Origin of the sequence: Klebsiella sp. G-Nf4, from assembly GCF_002810615.1 — a bacterium.
GTDB lineage: Bacteria > Pseudomonadota > Gammaproteobacteria > Enterobacterales > Enterobacteriaceae > Klebsiella > Klebsiella variicola.
Map to the genome: position 1 here is coordinate 453,617 of NZ_PION01000001.1, position 17,543 is coordinate 471,159.

Annotated in this window: 15 protein-coding genes and 1 riboswitch; of the genes, 6 read left to right on the forward strand and 9 right to left on the reverse strand. The window is 61.5% G+C overall.

What is annotated here, in order from left to right; translation table 11 throughout:
• Nucleotides 1–9 precede the first annotated feature (9 nt).
• The 3 genes from CWM57_RS02285 (at nucleotide 10) to CWM57_RS02295 (ending at nucleotide 3,383) form a co-directional block, all read left to right on the forward strand.
• Nucleotides 10–750 (forward strand): response regulator, encoded by a 741-nt coding sequence (locus tag CWM57_RS02285; protein WP_004180014.1) that lies wholly within the window; start codon nucleotides 10–12, stop codon nucleotides 748–750.
• Nucleotides 747–2,090 (forward strand): sensor histidine kinase, encoded by a 1,344-nt coding sequence (locus CWM57_RS02290; protein ID WP_074385769.1) that lies wholly within the window; start codon nucleotides 747–749, stop codon nucleotides 2,088–2,090. The genes CWM57_RS02285 and CWM57_RS02290 overlap by 4 nt, the downstream gene beginning before the upstream one ends.
• Before the next feature lie 102 nt (nucleotides 2,091–2,192).
• Nucleotides 2,193–3,383, forward strand: a complete 1,191-nt coding sequence (locus tag CWM57_RS02295; RefSeq protein ID WP_100630522.1) for a cytochrome c biogenesis protein/redoxin — start codon at nucleotides 2,193–2,195, stop codon at nucleotides 3,381–3,383.
• Nucleotides 3,384–4,290: 907 nt separating this feature from the next.
• On the opposite strand, the gene CWM57_RS02300 is transcribed toward CWM57_RS02295, so the two are convergent.
• The 7 genes from CWM57_RS02300 to tenA form a co-directional block, all read right to left on the reverse strand.
• Nucleotides 4,291–5,184 (reverse strand): LysR substrate-binding domain-containing protein, encoded by an 894-nt coding sequence (locus tag CWM57_RS02300; RefSeq protein WP_074385771.1) that lies wholly within the window; start codon nucleotides 5,182–5,184, stop codon nucleotides 4,291–4,293.
• 205 nt (nucleotides 5,185–5,389) lie between these two features.
• On the reverse strand, nucleotides 5,390–6,871 hold the full coding sequence (locus CWM57_RS02305) for a pyridoxal phosphate-dependent decarboxylase family protein (protein ID WP_165784124.1): 1,482 nt from the start codon (nucleotides 6,869–6,871) through the stop codon (nucleotides 5,390–5,392).
• A gap of 9 nt (nucleotides 6,872–6,880) precedes the next feature.
• Nucleotides 6,881–8,266 carry a diaminobutyrate--2-oxoglutarate transaminase gene (locus CWM57_RS02310; protein WP_008804788.1) on the reverse strand — a complete coding sequence of 462 codons (1,386 nt, stop codon included), beginning with the start codon at nucleotides 8,264–8,266 and terminating at the stop codon, nucleotides 6,881–6,883.
• Nucleotides 8,267–8,572: 306 nt separating this feature from the next.
• The gene (locus tag CWM57_RS02315) at nucleotides 8,573–9,508 is read right to left on the reverse strand and encodes an ABC transporter substrate-binding protein (RefSeq protein WP_100675550.1); all 936 of its coding nucleotides are present in this window, start codon (nucleotides 9,506–9,508) and stop codon (nucleotides 8,573–8,575) included.
• A 24-nt stretch (nucleotides 9,509–9,532) separates the two neighbouring features.
• Nucleotides 9,533–10,273 carry an ABC transporter permease gene (locus CWM57_RS02320; protein ID WP_074385774.1) on the reverse strand — a complete coding sequence of 247 codons (741 nt, stop codon included), beginning with the start codon at nucleotides 10,271–10,273 and terminating at the stop codon, nucleotides 9,533–9,535.
• Entirely contained in the window at nucleotides 10,270–10,998 is a 729-nt protein-coding gene (locus CWM57_RS02325; protein ID WP_100675551.1) for an ABC transporter ATP-binding protein, read from the reverse strand. The genes CWM57_RS02320 and CWM57_RS02325 overlap by 4 nt, the downstream gene beginning before the upstream one ends.
• Nucleotides 10,995–11,690 carry a thiaminase II gene (tenA, locus tag CWM57_RS02330; protein ID WP_100630520.1) on the reverse strand — a complete coding sequence of 232 codons (696 nt, stop codon included), beginning with the start codon at nucleotides 11,688–11,690 and terminating at the stop codon, nucleotides 10,995–10,997. The genes CWM57_RS02325 and tenA overlap by 4 nt, the downstream gene beginning before the upstream one ends.
• A 68-nt stretch (nucleotides 11,691–11,758) precedes the next feature.
• A riboswitch (TPP riboswitch) is annotated at nucleotides 11,759–11,860 on the reverse strand.
• A gap of 220 nt (nucleotides 11,861–12,080) precedes the next feature.
• Between tenA and CWM57_RS02335 the strand changes: the two genes are divergently transcribed.
• The 3 genes from CWM57_RS02335 (at nucleotide 12,081) to CWM57_RS02345 (ending at nucleotide 15,343) form a co-directional block, all read left to right on the forward strand.
• Complete coding sequence (locus CWM57_RS02335; RefSeq protein WP_100675552.1) at nucleotides 12,081–13,202, forward strand: BamA/TamA family outer membrane protein; 1,122 nt, start codon at nucleotides 12,081–12,083, stop codon at nucleotides 13,200–13,202.
• A gap of 18 nt (nucleotides 13,203–13,220) precedes the next feature.
• A complete protein-coding gene (locus tag CWM57_RS02340; protein WP_165784125.1) occupies nucleotides 13,221–14,171 on the forward strand; it encodes a porin family protein in 951 nt (316 codons plus the stop codon).
• 65 nt (nucleotides 14,172–14,236) lie between these two features.
• Nucleotides 14,237–15,343, forward strand: a complete 1,107-nt coding sequence (locus tag CWM57_RS02345) for a DUF4056 domain-containing protein (protein WP_100675553.1) — start codon at nucleotides 14,237–14,239, stop codon at nucleotides 15,341–15,343.
• A gap of 37 nt (nucleotides 15,344–15,380) precedes the next feature.
• Here the strand turns inward: CWM57_RS02345 and CWM57_RS02350 are convergent, their stop codons facing one another.
• Nucleotides 15,381–16,553, reverse strand: a complete 1,173-nt coding sequence (locus CWM57_RS02350; RefSeq protein ID WP_022065966.1) for a Gfo/Idh/MocA family protein — start codon at nucleotides 16,551–16,553, stop codon at nucleotides 15,381–15,383.
• 13 nt (nucleotides 16,554–16,566) lie between these two features.
• Entirely contained in the window at nucleotides 16,567–17,490 is a 924-nt protein-coding gene (locus CWM57_RS02355; protein ID WP_100675554.1) for a TIM barrel protein, read from the reverse strand.
• Nucleotides 17,491–17,543: the final 53 nt, after the last annotated feature.

Here is a 17,543-nt window from a genome sequence, read left to right on the forward strand (position 1 = left end):
GAGCACCCTTTGGAGCGTATTGACCACATCCTGGTCGTCGATGACGACCGCGATATTCGGGAACTGATTGTCGACTATCTGGAAAAATCGGGATATCGCGCCAGCGGCGCGGCGAACGGCAAAGCCATGTGGTCGGTGCTCAAAAATCATCAAATTGACCTGATTGTGCTGGATATCATGATGCCGGGCGAGGACGGCTTAACGCTCTGTCGCCAGCTGCGCGCCAACCCGCAGCAGGATATCCCGGTGCTGATGCTCACCGCCCGCACTGATGACAGCGACCGGATCCTCGGCCTGGAAATGGGGGCTGACGATTATCTGATTAAACCTTTTGTGGCCCGCGAACTGCTGGCGCGCATCAAAGCTATTTTACGCCGTACCCGGGCGCTGCCGCCCAATCTGCAGATCACCGAGGCGGGCAGGCTGATCGCCTTTGGCGACTGGCTGCTCGACACTGCCGCCCGCCACCTGCTGGATGACAGCGGCGCCATCGTCGCCCTCAGCGGGGCGGAGTATCGGCTGCTGCGGGTGTTTCTCGACCACCCCCAACGGGTGCTGAACCGCGACCAGCTGCTGAATCTGACCCAGGGACGCGACGCGGAACTGTTTGAGCGGTCAATTGACCTGCTGGTGAGCCGACTGCGCCAGCGGCTACGGGAGGATGCCCGCGAGCCGGCCTACATTAAAACGGTGCGCAGCGAAGGCTATGTGCTGTCGGTGCCGGTCTCCATCCGCGAGAGGCATGAATGAGGTTTTGGCCCGCCTCGCTGCAGTCGAGGCTGATGGCGCTGCTGTTTCTGGCGCTGCTGCTGGCGAATACTTTAACCCTGTCGCTGCTGTTTTATGAGCGCATGAGCAGCGCCCGCAGCGTGATGCTGGACAACCTGGCCTCCGATGTCGCCACCAGCGTGGCGATCCTCGACCGTTTGCCGGCCGCTGAGCGCCCGCAATGGCTGCCGAAGCTGGCGCGCGGCAACTATCGCTATCTGCTGGGCGCCGGAGAGCGCGGCGACTACCCGGACAGCTGGCGTGCCCGGGACGCGGCCCGCTCCCTGCAGGAGGCGCTGAGCGCGCAGTATCCGGTCAGTATTGTGACGATCCCCGGCCCCCGGCAGCATATTCAGGCCCATATTACCCTCCACGACGGCGCCCCGTTGACTCTCGATCTGTGGCCGAAGCTACCGGCCATCGCCCGCTGGCTGCCGGTGGTGCTGATTGCTCAGTTTGTTCTCCTGCTGGCCTGCGCCTGGTATGCCGTTCGCCAGGTGTTGCTGCCCATCACCCGCTTTACCCGCGCGGTGGATGCCCTTGAACCGGCCAGCGACACGGCGGGAACCATGGCCGAGCAGGGGCCGGAAGAGGTCCGCCGTGCCGCTCGCGCGTTTAACGCGATGCAGGCGCGCATCCACGACCATCTGCAGGAGCGGGCGCGGATCCTCGCCGCCATCTCCCACGATCTGCAAACCCCGATCACCCGAATGAAGCTGCGGGTGGAGATGGCCGACCAGCCGGAACTGCGCGATAAGCTGCTGCAGGATCTCGACAATATGACCCGTCTGGTGCGGGAGGGCATCGCCTTCGCCCGCACCTCGCAACCGCTGGCGGAGGCGCGCCAGCGGCTGAACCTTGACGCCTTTCTCGACACCATCGTCTGCGATTATGCCGATGTCGGCCGGCCGGTGCGCTTTTGCCCCGAGGAGACCGCCGGGGTGGTGTGGATCCCACCGCAGGCTCTGCGCCGGGTGATGACTAACCTTATCGATAACGGGCTGAAATTCGGTACGACGGTCACGGTAACCCTGACCCGCGACGCCGCCGGGGATATCACTCTCCATGTGCTGGATGAGGGGCCGGGGATCCCGGAGGCCTCGCTACAGGCGGTGTTGCAGCCGTTTTATCGCCTGGAGGACTCGCGCAATCGCGATACTGGCGGCACGGGTCTGGGGCTGGCGATTGCTGCGCAGCTGGTCAGCCAGATGAACGGCATGCTGCGTCTGACCAACCGCCCGCAGGGCGGCCTGGACGCCAGCGTTCGTCTTGCCGCGGCGGGATTGTATCCTGCTGTATCTCCGGCGCAGACGGATAACTAAGCCGACAATTCTCTCGCTTTCCAGACACATCCGCCTTACATGCCCTTGCGGTAATGTCGTGGCTGCCACTCTCGGCAGCGACGGCATAATGAGGAGAAGGCGATGTCGATATTAATTGCATTTTTGGGCGGAATGTTAACCCTGCTGAGCCCCTGTACGCTGCCGGTGATCCCGCTGCTGTTCGCCAGCGTCCGGGGCCGACGGGGGCAGCTGGCGATTATGCTGGCTGGAATGGCGCTGATGTTCGGCGCGGTTTCGTGGCTGGTGACGGTCGCCAGCGGCTGGGTGGTGAATTTGACCCTCGCAGGCCGCGGCCTGGCGCTGGCGTTCTTCGCCCTTGTCGGGCTGAGCTTGCTTTCGCAGCGCGTCGCGCAGCGGCTGACTTCACCCCTGGTGGCGCTGGGAAATCAGCTTAACAACGCCAGCTCACGCCAGCGCGGCTGGATCGGATCGCTGCTGGCCGGGCTGGCGGTGGGCCTGCTGTGGGCCCCGTGCGCCGGGCCGGTATTGGGGGCGATACTCAGCCTGGGCTTTGTGCATCCGGGGCAGGCGACCACCGGCGGGTTGCTGCTGGCCTACGGCAGCGGCGGGGCGCTGATGTTATTCCTGCTGGGGTGGTGTGGTGCAGCATTGATCGCCCGACTGCGTCGCGGGCTGGCGTTCGGCGAACGGCTGCGCCGGCTGGCGGGGGTGGCGATGCTGGCCTCGGTGGCGCTGATCGCCAGCGGCGGCGATCGCTATCTGCAAAGCGCGGGAGGATGGAGTCAGGCGCTGGAGCAGCGGCTGGCCGCCCGTCTGCCGCAGCCGGAGCAAAAGACCATCCTCCAGCCCATCGCCGCGCCGCAGCCCAGCAGCGCGATGCCCTCCCTGGCGAGAGGCAGCGCGTGGCTCAACAGCCCGGCGTTAACCCCGGAGCGTCTGAAGGGCAAAGTGGTGCTGGTGGATTTCTGGACCCGGGAATGCATCAACTGTCAGCATACCCTGCCTTACGTACGCGACTGGGCGAACAAATACCGCGCGGCCGGGCTGGTGGTGATTGGCGTCCATACCCCGGAATATCCCTGGGAGCGTTCGCTGCCTCTGCTGCGCCAGGCGGTGAAAGACTGGCGGATAACCTACCCGGTGGTGGCGGATAATGAGTACGCCATCTGGAACGCCTTCGGTAATCAGTACTGGCCGGCGCATTACATTTTCGACGCTCGCGGACAGCTGCGTTATACCGCCTTCGGCGAAGGGGATTATGCCCGCCAGGAGCAGGTGATCCAGCAGCTACTGCAGGAGAGCAAAGCCTGACCCGCGGTGTAGACGTCGGGCGGACGGATCCCTCGAGCCCCTATACCTGATGCCGGGCGGCGCTGCGCTTGCCCGGCCTACACGAGCGCGCAGGGAGAATGTAGGCCCGGTAAGGCGCAGCCGCCACCGGGCATCGAAGCGGGAACGGCGCAGAATGCCCATTGCCGGGCGGCGCTACGCTTGCCCGGCCTACACGAGTGCGCAGGGAGAATGTAGGCCCGGTAAGGCGCAGCCGCCACCGGGCATTGAAGCGGGAGAGGCGCTGGATGCCTGTTGCCGGGCGGCGCTGCGCTTGCCCGGCCTACACGAGTGCGCAGGAAGAATGTAGGCCCGGTAAGGCGCAGCCGCCACCGGGCATTGAAGCGGGAACGGCGCAGAATGGCCATTGCCGGGCGGCGCTGTGCTTGCCCGGCCTACACGAGCGCGCAGGGAGAATGTAGGCCCGGTAAGGCGCAGCCGCCACCGGGCATTGAAGCGGGAACGGCGCACAATGCCCATTGCCGGGCGGCGCTGTGCTTGCCCGGCCTACACGAGCGCGCAGGGAGAATGTAGGCCCGGTAAGGCGCAGTCGCCACCGGGCATTGAAGCGGGAGAGGCGCTGGATGCCTGTTGCCGGGCGGCGCTGTGCTTGCCCGGCCTACACGAGCGCGCAGGGAGAATGTAGGCCCGGTAAGGCGCAGCCGCCACCGGGCATTGAAGCGGGAGAGGCGCTGGATGCCTGTTGCCGGGCGGCGCTGTGCTTGCCCGGCCTACACGAGCGCGCAGGGAGAATGTAGGCCCGGTAAGGCGCAGTCGCCACCGGGCATTGAAGCGGGAACGGCGCAGAATGCCCCTTGCCGGTGACTGCCGGACGGTTCCCTCTCCCTTCAGGGAGAGGGTTAGGGTGAATGGAAGTGGCGTGACACTGTCACATCTCGACCCACCCCTGCAGGGCCTCGGTCATTAGCTCGCCGAGCAGCGCCACGGCGGCGGAATGCTGTCCCTCTCGCGTGGTTTGTTGCAGGTTAACGGCCAGGCTCCCTGGCGATGGCAGTCGCCCGGCGACGGTGCGCAGGTTGCCGGGCATGCCAATGCGGGTGCGTATCGTCAGCCCCAGGCCAGCCTGTACCGCCGCCCAGATGCCGTTCAGGCTGTGGCTGACGAACACCACCTGCCAGGGGATCCCCGCGGCATCGAGACAGGCAATAGCGCGAGAGCGCATCAGGCACGGGCTATCGAACATCACCAGCGGCAGCGGCTCACCGGACGCCAGCAGAGCACCAATATCCAGGTCAGGATGCGCAATCCACGCCAGCGGGCAGCGACCCAGCCCGGGGCCCTGATCTTCGGTTTGCCACAGCAGCGCCAGATCCAGCGTCTCCTCCGCCAGCGCCTGGCGTAGCGGAGTATTGCGGTCCACCCTGGCGACTATCCGCACCTGCGGATGGTGCCGTTTAAACTGCCCAAGGATCCCCGGCATCAGCGATTCGCCAAAATCTTCCTGCATACCAAGGTGGATCTCGCCGGTGAGCCGCTCGCCCTGCAGCGCGCGCAGGGTTTCATCATTGAGTGCCAGCAGTCGTCTGGCGTAGCTCATCAGCTTTTCGCCTTCCGCGGTGAGCACCAGATGCCGCCCCTGTTTGGCCACCAGCGCCGCACCGCACTGGCTCTCCAGCTTCTTAAGCTGGGCGCTGACGGCGGAAGTGGAACGCGACAGGCGCTGCGCTGCCTGGGCGAAGCTGCCGCACTCCATGCCGGTCACAAAGCTGCGCAGGGCGTCGAGATCCAGCCCCGGTAAGCGTTTCTCCATCATCATCCTCATTTTCAGGATGTTTATCCTGAACGTTGTTATTTTCGGGATAGTACTGTGGCATCGCGAAAGGCAGGCGTCAACGGGCCCTGCGACCAGCCAGGGAGCAGAGAACGTCAGTGGCGCGGAAAGAAATAAAAAAGCCGATAAGGGCATTATCGGCTTATTGCAGGCAAGGCTGACAGCGGGGCGGCAGGCGCCGCCTCGCCAAGGCAGGTTATTGCGCCAGCAGCTCCTGAGCGGTGTGTTCCACCAGGTTCAGCAGCACCTTCACGTCATCCAGCGTCACCACCGGGTTCAGCAGGGTCAGTTTCAGGCAGGTGACACCGTTGTGCTCGGTCACGCCAACGTTAGCGCGGCCGGAAGCCAGCAGAGCATCGCCGACACGCTGGTTAAGCAGGGCGATAGCCGCCGCGTCGCTCTGCGCCATCTGCGCCGGACGGGAACGGAACAGCACGCTCGCCAGCTGCGGCTGCATCACCAGCTCCAGCGTCGGCTGAGACTTCACGTACTCCGCCACGTTTTTCGCCATTGTGACGCCGTGATCGATGATCGCCGCATACTGTTTCTGGCCGAGCGCTTCCAGACCCATCCACAGCTTCAGCGCATCGAAGCGACGGGTGGTCTGCAGCGACTTAGACACCAGGTTCGGTACGCCGTGTTCTTCATCGAACTCGGAGTTCAGATAGGCCGCCTGATAACGCATCAGCTCGTAATGGCGCGCGTCCTTCAGCAGGAAGGCGCCGCAGCTGATGGTCTGGAAGAACTGCTTGTGGAAGTCCAGGGTAACGGAATCCACCAGCTCCAGACCGTCAAGGTAGTCGCGATACTGCTCAGACAGCAGCAGCGCGCCGCCCCAGGCTGCGTCAACGTGCAGCCAGATCTGATGCTCCGCAGCGATACCGGCGATGTCGCGCAGCGGGTCGATAGCCCCCGCGTCGGTGGTGCCGGCGGTGGCGACGATCGCCATGATCTGCTCGCCGTTAGCCTGCGCTTGCGCAATCTTCGCTTTCAGATCGGACACGTCCATCCGCGCGAATTCGTCGGTTTTCACCAGCGTGACCGAGCGGTAGCCGAGGCCCATCAGCGCCATGTTCTTCTGCACCGAGAAGTGGGCGTTTTCCGAGCACAAGACTTTGTACTTGCGGATATCCCCCGGCAGCCCATCCTGCTGGATAGAGTGCCCCTGACGGGCAAAGAAGGCGTCGCGCGCCAGCATCAGGCCCATCAGGTTGCTCTGGGTGCCGCCGCTGGTGAAAACGCCGGCGTCGCCAGCCGGATAACCGACCCGGGCGCGCAGCCATTCAATCAGCTTCATCTCAATGATGGTTGCCGACGGGCTCTGGTCCCAGGAGTCCATGCTCTGGTTGGTGGCGTTGATCAACACTTCCGCCGCCTGGCTAATCACCAGGCTCGGGCAGTGCAGGTGCGCCACGCACTGCGGGTGATGCACCGACAGGCTGTCTTTCAGGAAGTACTCGATCGCACGATCAATCGCCGCCTGGTTACCCAAACCCTGTTCGTTAAATTCAAGGGAGATACGCTCACGCAGCTCGTCAACGCTTTTCCCCTGATACATCTCAGGTTGCTTCAGCCACTGCACAACGGCCTGGCTGGTCTGCTCGATAACCTGCTGATAGGCCTCAACGCTCTGCGCTGAACCAGCAAGAATCGGATTCAATGTGGACATGGTGGTCACTGACTCCACTCAGACCGGCTTTACGCCGGCGGCCAGCAGGGCCTGTTCAAATTTGTCGAGGAACACATCCAGTTCCGCGTTGCTGATCAGCAGGGACGGCAGCAGACGCAGCACGCAGCCGTGACGACCACCGCGCTCGAGGATCAGGCCCGCTTCAAAGCATTTCTTCTGCAGCAGGGCAGAGAGTTCGCCGTCAGCCGGGTAGCAGCCCATGTGATCCTGAGCTTCGTTCGGCTTGACGATTTCGATACCGATCATCAGACCAAGACCACGTACGTGGCCAATGACCGGGTAGCGTTTCTGCAGCTCGGCCAGTTTGCCTTTCAGCCACTCGCCCTGGGCAGCGACTTTGTCGGCAATCTTGTTGTCGCGCAGATGACGCAGGGTGGTCAGACCGGTAGCCATCGCCAGCTGGTTGCCGCGGAAGGTGCCGGTGTGGTGACCCGGTTCCCAGGCGTCGAACTGTTTTTTAATGCCCAGCACCGCCAGCGGCAGACCGCCACCGACCGCTTTCGACATCACGATGATGTCCGGCTGGATACCGGCGTGTTCGAAGGCGAAGAATTTACCGGTACGGGCAAAGCCAGCCTGCACTTCATCGACGATCAGCAGAATGCCATGCTCTTCGGTCACTTTGCGGATGCGCTGCAGCCACTCGACCGGCGCCGGGTTCACGCCGCCTTCACCCTGCACGGCTTCGAGGATCACCGCCGCCGGTTTACGGACGCCGCTCTCCACGTCGTTGATCAGGTTTTCGAAGTAGTAGGTCAGGGCTTTCACGCCGGCTTCGCCGCCGATGCCCAGCGGGCAACGATACAGGTGCGGGTAAGGCATGAACTGGACTTCCGGCATCATGCCGTTAACCGCTGCTTTCGGCGACAGGTTGCCAGTGACGGACAGCGCGCCATGGGTCATCCCGTGATAGCCGCCGGAGAAGCTGATCACCGCCGTACGGCCAGTGTATTTTTTCGCCAGTTTCAGCGCGGCTTCCACGGCGTCAGCGCCGGAAGGACCGGTGAACTGCAGGCAATACTCTTTCCCTTCGCCCGGCAGGCAAGAGAGCAGGTATTCGGAGAAACGATCTTTTAACGGGGTAGTCAGATCGAGGGTATGTAACGGCAAGCCGCTGGTAATGACACTTTGGATGCTCTGCAATACATCAGGGTGGTTGTGGCCCAGAGCGAGAGTACCGGCGCCCGCGAGGCAGTCCAGGTACTGTTTGTTATCCGCATCCGTCAGCCACACGCCTTCAGCTTTAGTGATAGCCAGCGGTAACTTACGCGGGTAACTCCTGACATTCGATTCGAATTCGGCCTGACGGGCCAAAAAGGTTTCGTTGTTTGCGTCTAATAAATCGGCACGTAAAGTATCAATACGGACTTTATCCGTCATCATATCACTCCCACAACCAGCATTGCGGTTGAACGCTGGTTGAATAATTGGTCTAAGGAATTGAATTGGCATTCATAAAGCGCGCACAATATATGGCTTTTTAAATCCGCATTCAACGTTTTATTGATTGCGCTATTTTGACGTTATTCTTACCGGGGTAATAATTAACGTAACCTGCTGAATTATAATAGAACAACTGCGTGTCACGATAACCCTTTAAAGTGTAATTATTAGTGAGAAAGTCTCTATATTTTTATTGCCGCTGCGTTAAAACGCTGACGGCATGCGTTCCGTCAGCGATAGCAAGACTCAATGCAGTTCAACCGCATAATTTGTTAAAGGTGTGACTTTTTTCACCAACTTATTGTTATATAAAAACTGTTCATAAGCTTCATAGCGCGGTTTATCCAGTGCCGCCGGATCGGTGGCGAACAGCGGCACGGTTTGCAGCCACGCCTGGTGGTTGAGTTCGGTTTTCAGCTCCGGGTGGGCGGCGGCAAACGCCTCCCAGCTCTCCTGCGGATGGGCGCGCAGATAGCTCACCCCGGCCTGCAGGGCGGTGAGGAATTTACGGATCCTGGCCTCATGAATCGCGTCGCGATGGGCGACAATCACCAGCTCGTCATAGGTCGGTACGCCATAATCTTCGACGTTCATCACCACCGGCGTTTTGCCCTGCAGCTTCAGCTCCTGCGCTTCTATATTACGATAGCCGCCGATGACTGCGTCCACCTGGCCCGCCAGCAAGGCGCTGGTCAGCTGGAAATTGACGTTAACCAGTTTGATGCTGGCCGGATCGATACCCGCGTGTTGCGCCATGGTCGACAGGGTGGCCTGCTCAATGCCGCTGACCGAGTAGCCCACCTTCTTGCCTTGCAGATCTGCCGGAGTTTTGATGTGCTTATCCAGGGCGATCACTGTGTTCAACGGCGAGTTAATCAGGGTTCCGACGCGCACCAACGGTAACCCTTCGTCAGCGAAGAAGTGCACCTGCGGCTGGTAGGTGATGGCCAGATCCGCCTGACGGGCGGCCACCATGCGGGGAGGCAGCGCGGGATCGGAGGGAGGGACAATCTTGACGTCCAGCCCCTGAGCCTTAAAGGCGCCGATCTGCTCGGCCACCATAATCGGCGCATGGTCGGGGTTAATGTACCAGTCCAGCACCAGCGTCAGCGGTTCATTGGCCAGCGCGTGGCCGCTGAACAGAGCCGTCAGGGTTGCCCCGGCGAAAAGCGACTTTTTCATCTGTTTTCCTTTATTACTTCATCTTTATTCCGGTGACCAGTCGATCAGCCGGTGCAGCAGGGTATCTACCGCCAGCCACAGCAGGAGGGTCAGTAGCACTAAAATAAACAGCGCGGCGAAGCAGATATCGGTTTGCAGCCGCGCATTGGCATTGAGCATGACGTAGCCCAGCCCCTCAGCGGAGCCGACCCATTCGCCAATAATCGCGCCGATGGGCGCCACCGCCGCCGCCATCCGCAGGCCCGAGCCCAGCGCGGGCAGGGCAGCCATCAGGCGGACATGCCGCAGCTGAGCGCCAAAGGAGGCGTTCATGCTGCGCGCCAGATCGAGATATTCCTGGTTGACCCGTCGCAAGCCATCAAAGAAGGCGGAAGTCACTGGAAAGAAAATCACCAGCACGGCCATTGCCACTTTGGCGCTCATGCCAAAGCCCAGCCACAGCACCAGCAGCGGGGCGAGGGCAAAGACCGGAATCGCCTGACTGGTGAGCACCAGCGGCATCAGCCAGCGCTGCAGGCGTGGAGAGAGGATCATGCCCAGCGCCAGCGAGACGCCGAGCGTTACGCCCAGCGCCAGGCCGCTCAGGATCTCACTGAGCGTGATAAGCGTGTGCCAGCCGAGATAGGCGCGATTAACCCACAGCGCCTCGGCGACCGCCATCGGGGAGGGTAAAAGAAAGTGAGGAATGCCGCTGCGGCTGGCCAGACCCCAGAGGATCATCAACCCGCAGAACACCATACCTCCCCGCCAGAGACGTCCGGTCATGGATGAGCCCTCATCAGTTGCTGCAGCAGGGCGGCCTGGCTGTTCAAGAGATCGGGCGCGTCCGGCGCGCGCGGAGGTGTGCCGGCGAGGTGATGGCTGTCATCGATGTCGCCGTCGGCCGCCGAGAGGACCAGCAGGCGGTGGCTCAGCCGGCAGGCCTCCAGCGGATCGTGGGTGATCAGCACCACCGTGCGACCAGCCAGCAGGGTGGCTGCCAGGGTTTGAATGCGCGTGCGGGTGAGGGTATCCAGCGCCGAGAAAGGCTCATCCATCAGCACGATGGGGCGATCCTCATACAGGGTGCGGGCCAGCGCGGCGCGCTGACGCATGCCGCCGGAGAGGGTTGCCGGCCGGGCGTCGGCGCAGGACGAGAGCTCCACCTGGTCAAGCAGGGCGGCGACCCGGGCGCGATCGACTTTTTCACCGCGCAGCCGCGCGCCGAGGGCGACGTTGTCCCGGACGCTCAGCCAGGGGTAGAGCAGATCTTTCTGCCCCATCCACGCCAGACGGCCCTGAATCGGCTGCCCATCGCTGGCGACCACCGCTCCACGGGTGGCGGGCGCCAGACCGGCCATTACCCGCAGCAGGCTGGTTTTGCCAGCCCCGCTGGCGCCGAGCAGCGACACCCACTGCCCGCCGGGGACCGTAAACGACAGGTTGTCGAACAGCCGGCGGTCGCCGAAATGCAGGCTCAGGCCACGGACCTCGATACCCGGCGCCGTCACGCCCGGGTCTCCGCCGCCGCGTTGAGGCCCATCTGCCAGAACTGCGCCTCAAGGCGGGTGGCGGTGGTAAAAATCTCGCTCAGCTCAGTGAGCCGGGCCTCGCTCCCGCGCTGCTGCCACACCGTTTCCAGCAGCGCCAGCGCGGCGTTGACGCCGTGCAGATAGCCTTCATCGCCATAGTTGCGGATCCACGAGGCGTAGGGGTTATCGTTCAGCCGGGTGGCGGGATGCTGCAGCAGGCCGAGACCGATTTCCGCATAACCGGCTACGCAGGGCATCAGCGCGACCAGCAGATCCAGCGCGTCACCCGAGTGGCCAATATCCAGCACGTAGCGAGTATAGTTAATGGTTTCCGGCGCTTCAGGCTGGGTAGCCATCTCCTGCTCGCTAATGCCCCACCGGGCGCAGTAACCGACGTGCAGCGGCAGTTCGTTGAGGATGGCGTTCATTGAGGCGGCCGCGGCCCGCATCTCCGGCAGCGTGCGCAATTTACTCACCAGCAGCGCGTAGCTGCGGGCAAAGTGGATCAGAAACAGATAATCCTGGGTCAGGTAGCGACGAAACGCGCTTTCCGCCAGGGTGCCCTCGGCAAGCTGCTGGACGAAAGGATGCGCCACATAGTGCTGCCAGTCAGCGGCGGCCAGCTGGCGTAAACGGCCGTAAAGACCATGGCTAAACGCGGGAACAATCACAGGACCTCCAGTCATTCAGGGGAGATCCGGGCGTGCAGGGGTGTGAACAGGCAATGGCGGTAATGCAGGCAAAATTGCCGACCCGTCCCTTCGCTGGCATGACCCAGATCAGGTTCAAAGGGTTCGGCTTGCGCCATCTCAGCCCTCACGGGACACCCCTCGGTAGCGCTATGTTATACGACATTCACCTTTTGAATACAATCACCGCGCTGTCCGGTATTGCGATGGCATGTTTCTGTGATAGCCAGCACTTTTTCGTATAAAAATAACCTAAAAACAGGCGGCTGCGCGTTGGTGAGCATTATTCTCTTACGTTATATTTTCATTATCCCGTTGTGATAATCCTGTTCGCCACGCGTGTTGTGCGCGCCCCAAAGCCCCGGAGTGAGCATGAAATTTCCGCTGTCCACGCTGGCGCTTCTGTTCCTGTTGTGCCCGCCTGGTGATGCCGCCGATCTGTTCGATGCGGAAGATGGCATGCTCGATATGAGTCAGTATCTCGCGGAAAACCGTTATGGTTTTCTGCCGGTGCCGCTGGCGATCACCGAGCCGGCGATCGGCTATGGCGGAGGGCTGTTTGGCCTGTTTTTACACGGTAAAGGCAGCCGGGAAAGTGGGCAGTTTATTCCTCCGCCGCTTACCGCCTTTGGCGGGGACGCCACGCAGAACGGGACCTGGTTTATTGGCGGCGGTCATCGCCACACCTGGCAACATGACCACATTCGTTACCTGGTGGGGGCGGGTTACGCTAACGTTAATCTGGATATCTATTCCGGCGATACGGGCGGCTTCAGCCACGGTAAATCGGTGCAGACGGAGACCAAAGGCATCGCTGCGCTGCAAAAACTGCTGTTTCGCGTGGGCGACACGCCGGTATTCCTCGGAGCTTCGCAGGTATATGCCCGAGCGGATGTCTCTAGCGACAACCCGGTGGTCAACCGGGTCTGGCAGCAGGTGCTCGGGCAAAACAGCACCTCTTCGGCGCTGGGGGTGGTGGCGGAATATGACACCACCGATAATATTTTCTATCCTCAGAGTGGGTTAGCGCTGAAGGGCGAATATCGTTTTTTCCGTTCGCTGCTTGGGGGCGATTATCACTACAACACTTTCTCGCTGGACGGGAAGGTTTTTATTCCGCTCAGCCACACGCTGACGCTGGCGGTCGCGGGCAATTATCAGTCATTAACCCACCATGATAACCCTCTGATGCCGATGGCGCGTCCCTATATCGCGCTGCGCGGCATTTCGCGCTACCGCTATCAGGGCGACTACGTGGTCACGGCGCAAACCCAGCTGGCCTGGGCGTTCACCCCGCGCTGGATCCTGCAGGGATTCGTTGGCGCGGGGAGCGCCGCTGACACGGCGGGCGCGCTAGGGGAACAGTCAGAGGTGGCATGGGGGGCCGGTTTTCGTTACCTGATTGCACGACAGTACGGTTTGCGTACCGGGATTGACGTGGCGTTCAGTGAGCATGAGCAGGCGGTCTATTTCAATGTCGGTTCGGGTTTATAACTACACATGAGAATAACAATGAGAGCATCCGGAACGGTGTTAACGCTGCTGTTGGCGGCCTGTGGCGCGTCGGCCGCGGAGCAGAGCGAGAGCGACAGCGACAGCTATTTTCCGATATGGGGCGATGAGGCACGCGCCCGGGGGTATTCGATCCCGTTACCCTACGGCGTCAACCTGAGCTATATGAATATCCGTCAGGATATCATGGTCGACAGTATTACCTTTTCTGGGCTTAAGCTGGGCAACCATCCCATTCCCAGCGATATGTTCGCCATCGATGCCGGGCACACCCGCGAGAAGAGCAAAACCGAAAACCTGCGCCTCGATATGTGGGTCTTTCCGTTTCTCAACGTTTACGGGCTGGTGGGGCATACCCGCGGGTCGTCTGTTTCCCAGGTCTCCGTGGATTCGGATCCTTCGCAGTTTCGCGGTCTGGATCGGGTGATCGCCGGCGCGGTTCACCAGCTTTATCAGAGCGGAAAACTGCAGAATATTGATTTTACGCTTGATTTCAAAGGAACCACCTGGGGAACCGGCTTTACGCTCGCCGGGGGATACGGCAACTGGTTCGGGTTAGTAGACACTAACTACACCCGTACTGATTTCGATATTCTCGACGGCAGCATCTCGGCGGTCACCGTCTCGCCGCGCGTCGGCTACCGCTTCAGTTTTCAGGGGATCGACGGGCCGTCCCACCTCAGCCTGTGGGTCGGGAGCATGTATCAGAACGTGCAGCAGGAGTTTAAAGGCGATCTGGCCGACCTGCATATGCCGCCAGAGCTTCAGCCCCTGATTGCCGCGGTCAATAAAGACGGCGAGGGGAAATTCGACGTCAAGCAGAAGCTGACCTCACCCTGGAATATGCTGATTGGCGCCCAGTATGAAGTCACCAAAAACTTTAACGTGCTGACTGAATTTGGTTTTAACGAGCGCAATAGCTTCTTTGTCTCTGGTGAATACCGTTTTTAACTAAAACTGCTGGCGCCATCTGCCGGTAAGATGCGCGCTCTTTTGTTGTTGTGGAGAGGCTATTGATGCGTAAAGCCTTATGGCTGCTGTTTGCACTGTCGCTGCCGGCGCTGGCGCAGGATCCGGTGCTGCCCGCTGTGACGGCGATCCATCCGGTGCCCACCCTGGGTGAGCTGCCGCCGCCGGAGTCGCTGCGACCGTGCTGCGCTTTTGGTTACGACCTGCACGTGCGCGCGGTGGGCATCCCGATCCCGGTATACCAGATTGGCAATGTGCTGACCCTGGATACGCTTGGCAAGCACCATTACAACGACAGCGCGTTCGGGGCGGTGAAAAACCTGCTGGGGCTCAGCGAGGAGCAGAACGGGCTCATCTATACCCGTCGCGGCGGGTTTATTGATATCGCCCATGTGCGCGATACGGCGGACTACACCTTCTATCTGTTCAATCGTATTGCGCCGACGCTGGGCCAGGCGGGGCGGATCTTCTATAGTGAAGAGCTGGGCGTGCGCCGCGTTCAGCTGAATGCCTTTACGCCGCCGGCGGGCGTCAGGCAGCGCTATCAGCTGGCCGCCTGGCTGGCGGGTCATCTGGCCTTCGAAATTGCCCAATGGCATGAAATTGCCCAGTGGTATGGCTTCCAGTCTGTCCCCGGGTTTTCTGAGGAGATCTCCGCTTTTTCGCCAGAGGATCTCTACTCCAATTTACTCGGCGCCAGGCTGGCGATTAACGTGATCCTCAGCGGGCACGGAGGTTCGCTGGAAGACTATAACCAGGCCATGGATGCGGCGCTGAAACAGGTGCTGACCCGATTGATGGTGGCGACGCGAGGGGAGACGGAAGCGATGTTTCAGCGGATCGACGGCGACTGGTGGAACAGTCACCGGCGGGTGCCGGATAAGTTTCTGGTGCTGAAACGTAACTACGATCTGCAGGAAAATCGGCTGCCGACGCCGGTCCCTTTCGAAACCCTGCCGCCGTATCGCCTGACTATGCCGGAGCAGGTTGGGGGGTTCCGCTTACGCGACCTCGGCGAACTGCAGATCTACCCAGGGCATGATATGCAGGCGCTGCCGGTTCCCGCGCAATACTATGGCGCCGGCGCGTTCCAGGCGCTGGCGGATAGCGCACGTGAGGCGGATAAGACCCAGCTGTCACGAATTGAAAAATAGCCGTAAAGGCTCAGGGCGAGCGCCCTGAGCCAGTGAGTTAGCGGAAGTCGACCCAGCAGGCGCCGTTGTCGGCAGACCGTACACAGTTTTCCACCCAGCGCACGCCGAATGCGCCGGCGCGAGCGTCCGGATACCAGAAGTCGGCCAGCAGCGCTTCATCGCGACGGTCGGCGGCATCCATCGCGATGGCGAAACGGCGATAGAGATTCGACCATGCCTCAAACAGCCCCTCCGGATGACCGCCGCCGATGCGGTCATCCTGACGCGCCAGCGGATCGAGATAGTCCATGCCGCGCTCGAGGATGCGTACCGGCTCGCCCTGGATTTCATAGCGCAACTGGTTGGGCTGCTCATCCCACCATTCGAGACTGGCTTTTTCACCGACGATACGCACCTTTTGCCCGTGCATGGATCCGCAGTTAACGGCGGAGCTCCACAGCGAGCCGACGGCGCCGTTGTCATACTCCATCAGCACATGGGCGTTATCTTCCAGCGGCGCGCGGCTTTTGACGAAGCTTTGTCTGGCGCACATCAGCCGGGTGATGTTCAGCTGTGGGGCCATGGTTTCAACCAGAAACAGCGGATGAGTGGCCAGGTCGCCCAGAACATAGCTGGGGCCGACAAAGCGAGGATCGACCCGCCAGCGGGTACTGGCGTTTTCCAGCTCCACCGGCTGGGCGTGAAAACCGTGGGCAAACTGCATATTGACGATACGGATGTCGCCCAGCAGCCCGTCGGCGATCATCTGCCGGGCCTGCAGGATCAACTGGTGGCCGGCATAGCCGTAGGTCACCCCGATGATCTTGTGCTGCCGCTGGCTGAGCGCCACCAGTTCGTCAGCTTCCTCGCTGCTGAAGCACAGCGGCTTTTCGCACACCACGTGCAGCCCGGCCTCCAGCGCCGCCCGGCAGATGGCATAATGGGTGTTATTTGGTGTAGCAATCGACACCGCCTGAATGCCGTCCGGACGCTCCGCCTCGCCGCGGAACAGGCTCTGGTAGTCGGCGTAACAGCGTTCGGGATCCACCCCCAGCTGTTGGCCGAACTGGCGTCCGCGCTCGGCATCAATATCAAAGGCGCCGGCCAGCAGCGTAAAGGTGTTATCACGCAGCGCCGCTGAGCGGTGAATATAGCCGATCTGGCTGCTGCCGCCGCCGCCGACCATGCCCCAGCGCAGGGTGCGGTCGAGAGGTTTTAAACCGTTAATCATGTTGCGTCTCCTGTCAGAATCCCACGTCGCGCAGATAGCGCAGACTTTCCGTGACCGCCTGCAAGCTGCCTGCGGCATGGCGCGGATCACGCTCTTGTTCAATGGTTATCCAGCCCTGATACCCCCGACGGGCGAGAAAGTCTTTGATGGCCGGATAGTCAATGGCGCCGCTGCCGAGCGGGCACATGACCCCTTCGGCGCAGGCGGTGAAAAAGTCGATGCCCTCGGCGAGGGCGCGCTGGTAAACCTGCGGATCCACATCCTTGAAGTGCAGGTAGTCGAGTCGCGCGTAATAGCGATCCAGCCAGTCGAGCGGATCCATACCGGCGTAGTAGAGATGTCCGGTATCCAGACACAATCCCGCGACGTCGTGCGGAATATCGTTCGCCAGCCGCTCGATTTCATCCGCAAATTCGATGCAGCCCCCGGCATGGGGATGGATAACCGCCCGGACGCCATACTCCTGCCAGGCGAGGGTGCTGAGGGCGGTAATGTGCGCCATCATGCGCTGCCAGTCTTTGTCATCGAGTCGTGGAGCCAGCGCGCCGCGCCCGGCAAAGCGTGCCCGTTCAGGGTTGCCGAAATCAATAATCACCAGGTAAGGCGGCTGAACAGGATGCCCTGGCGTGGGTTCGGCGGCCGGAACCTGCGACAGATTGCGGCAGATCTGATGCGTCAGCGCCACCAGGGTGGGGAAATGGGCCTCGCTGACCAGATCGTCAAAGATCGTACCGGCTACCAGCGACAACTGATGCTGTTCCAGCGCCGCGCGCAGGCTGGCCGGGTCGGTGGGCAGGTAGCCCCAGGGCCCAAGCTCAATGCTGCGATAGCCGGCCTGCGCCGCCTCCTTCAGCACGGTAGCCCAGGCGGGAAGGTCAGGGTTTTTGGGGTCATCCACGCCCCAGCTGCAGGGGGCATTGGCGATAGAGAGTGTCATGTTGGCTTCCTTTTTACACAGGGGATGCCGCTGAGTATTGAATAAATATTTCA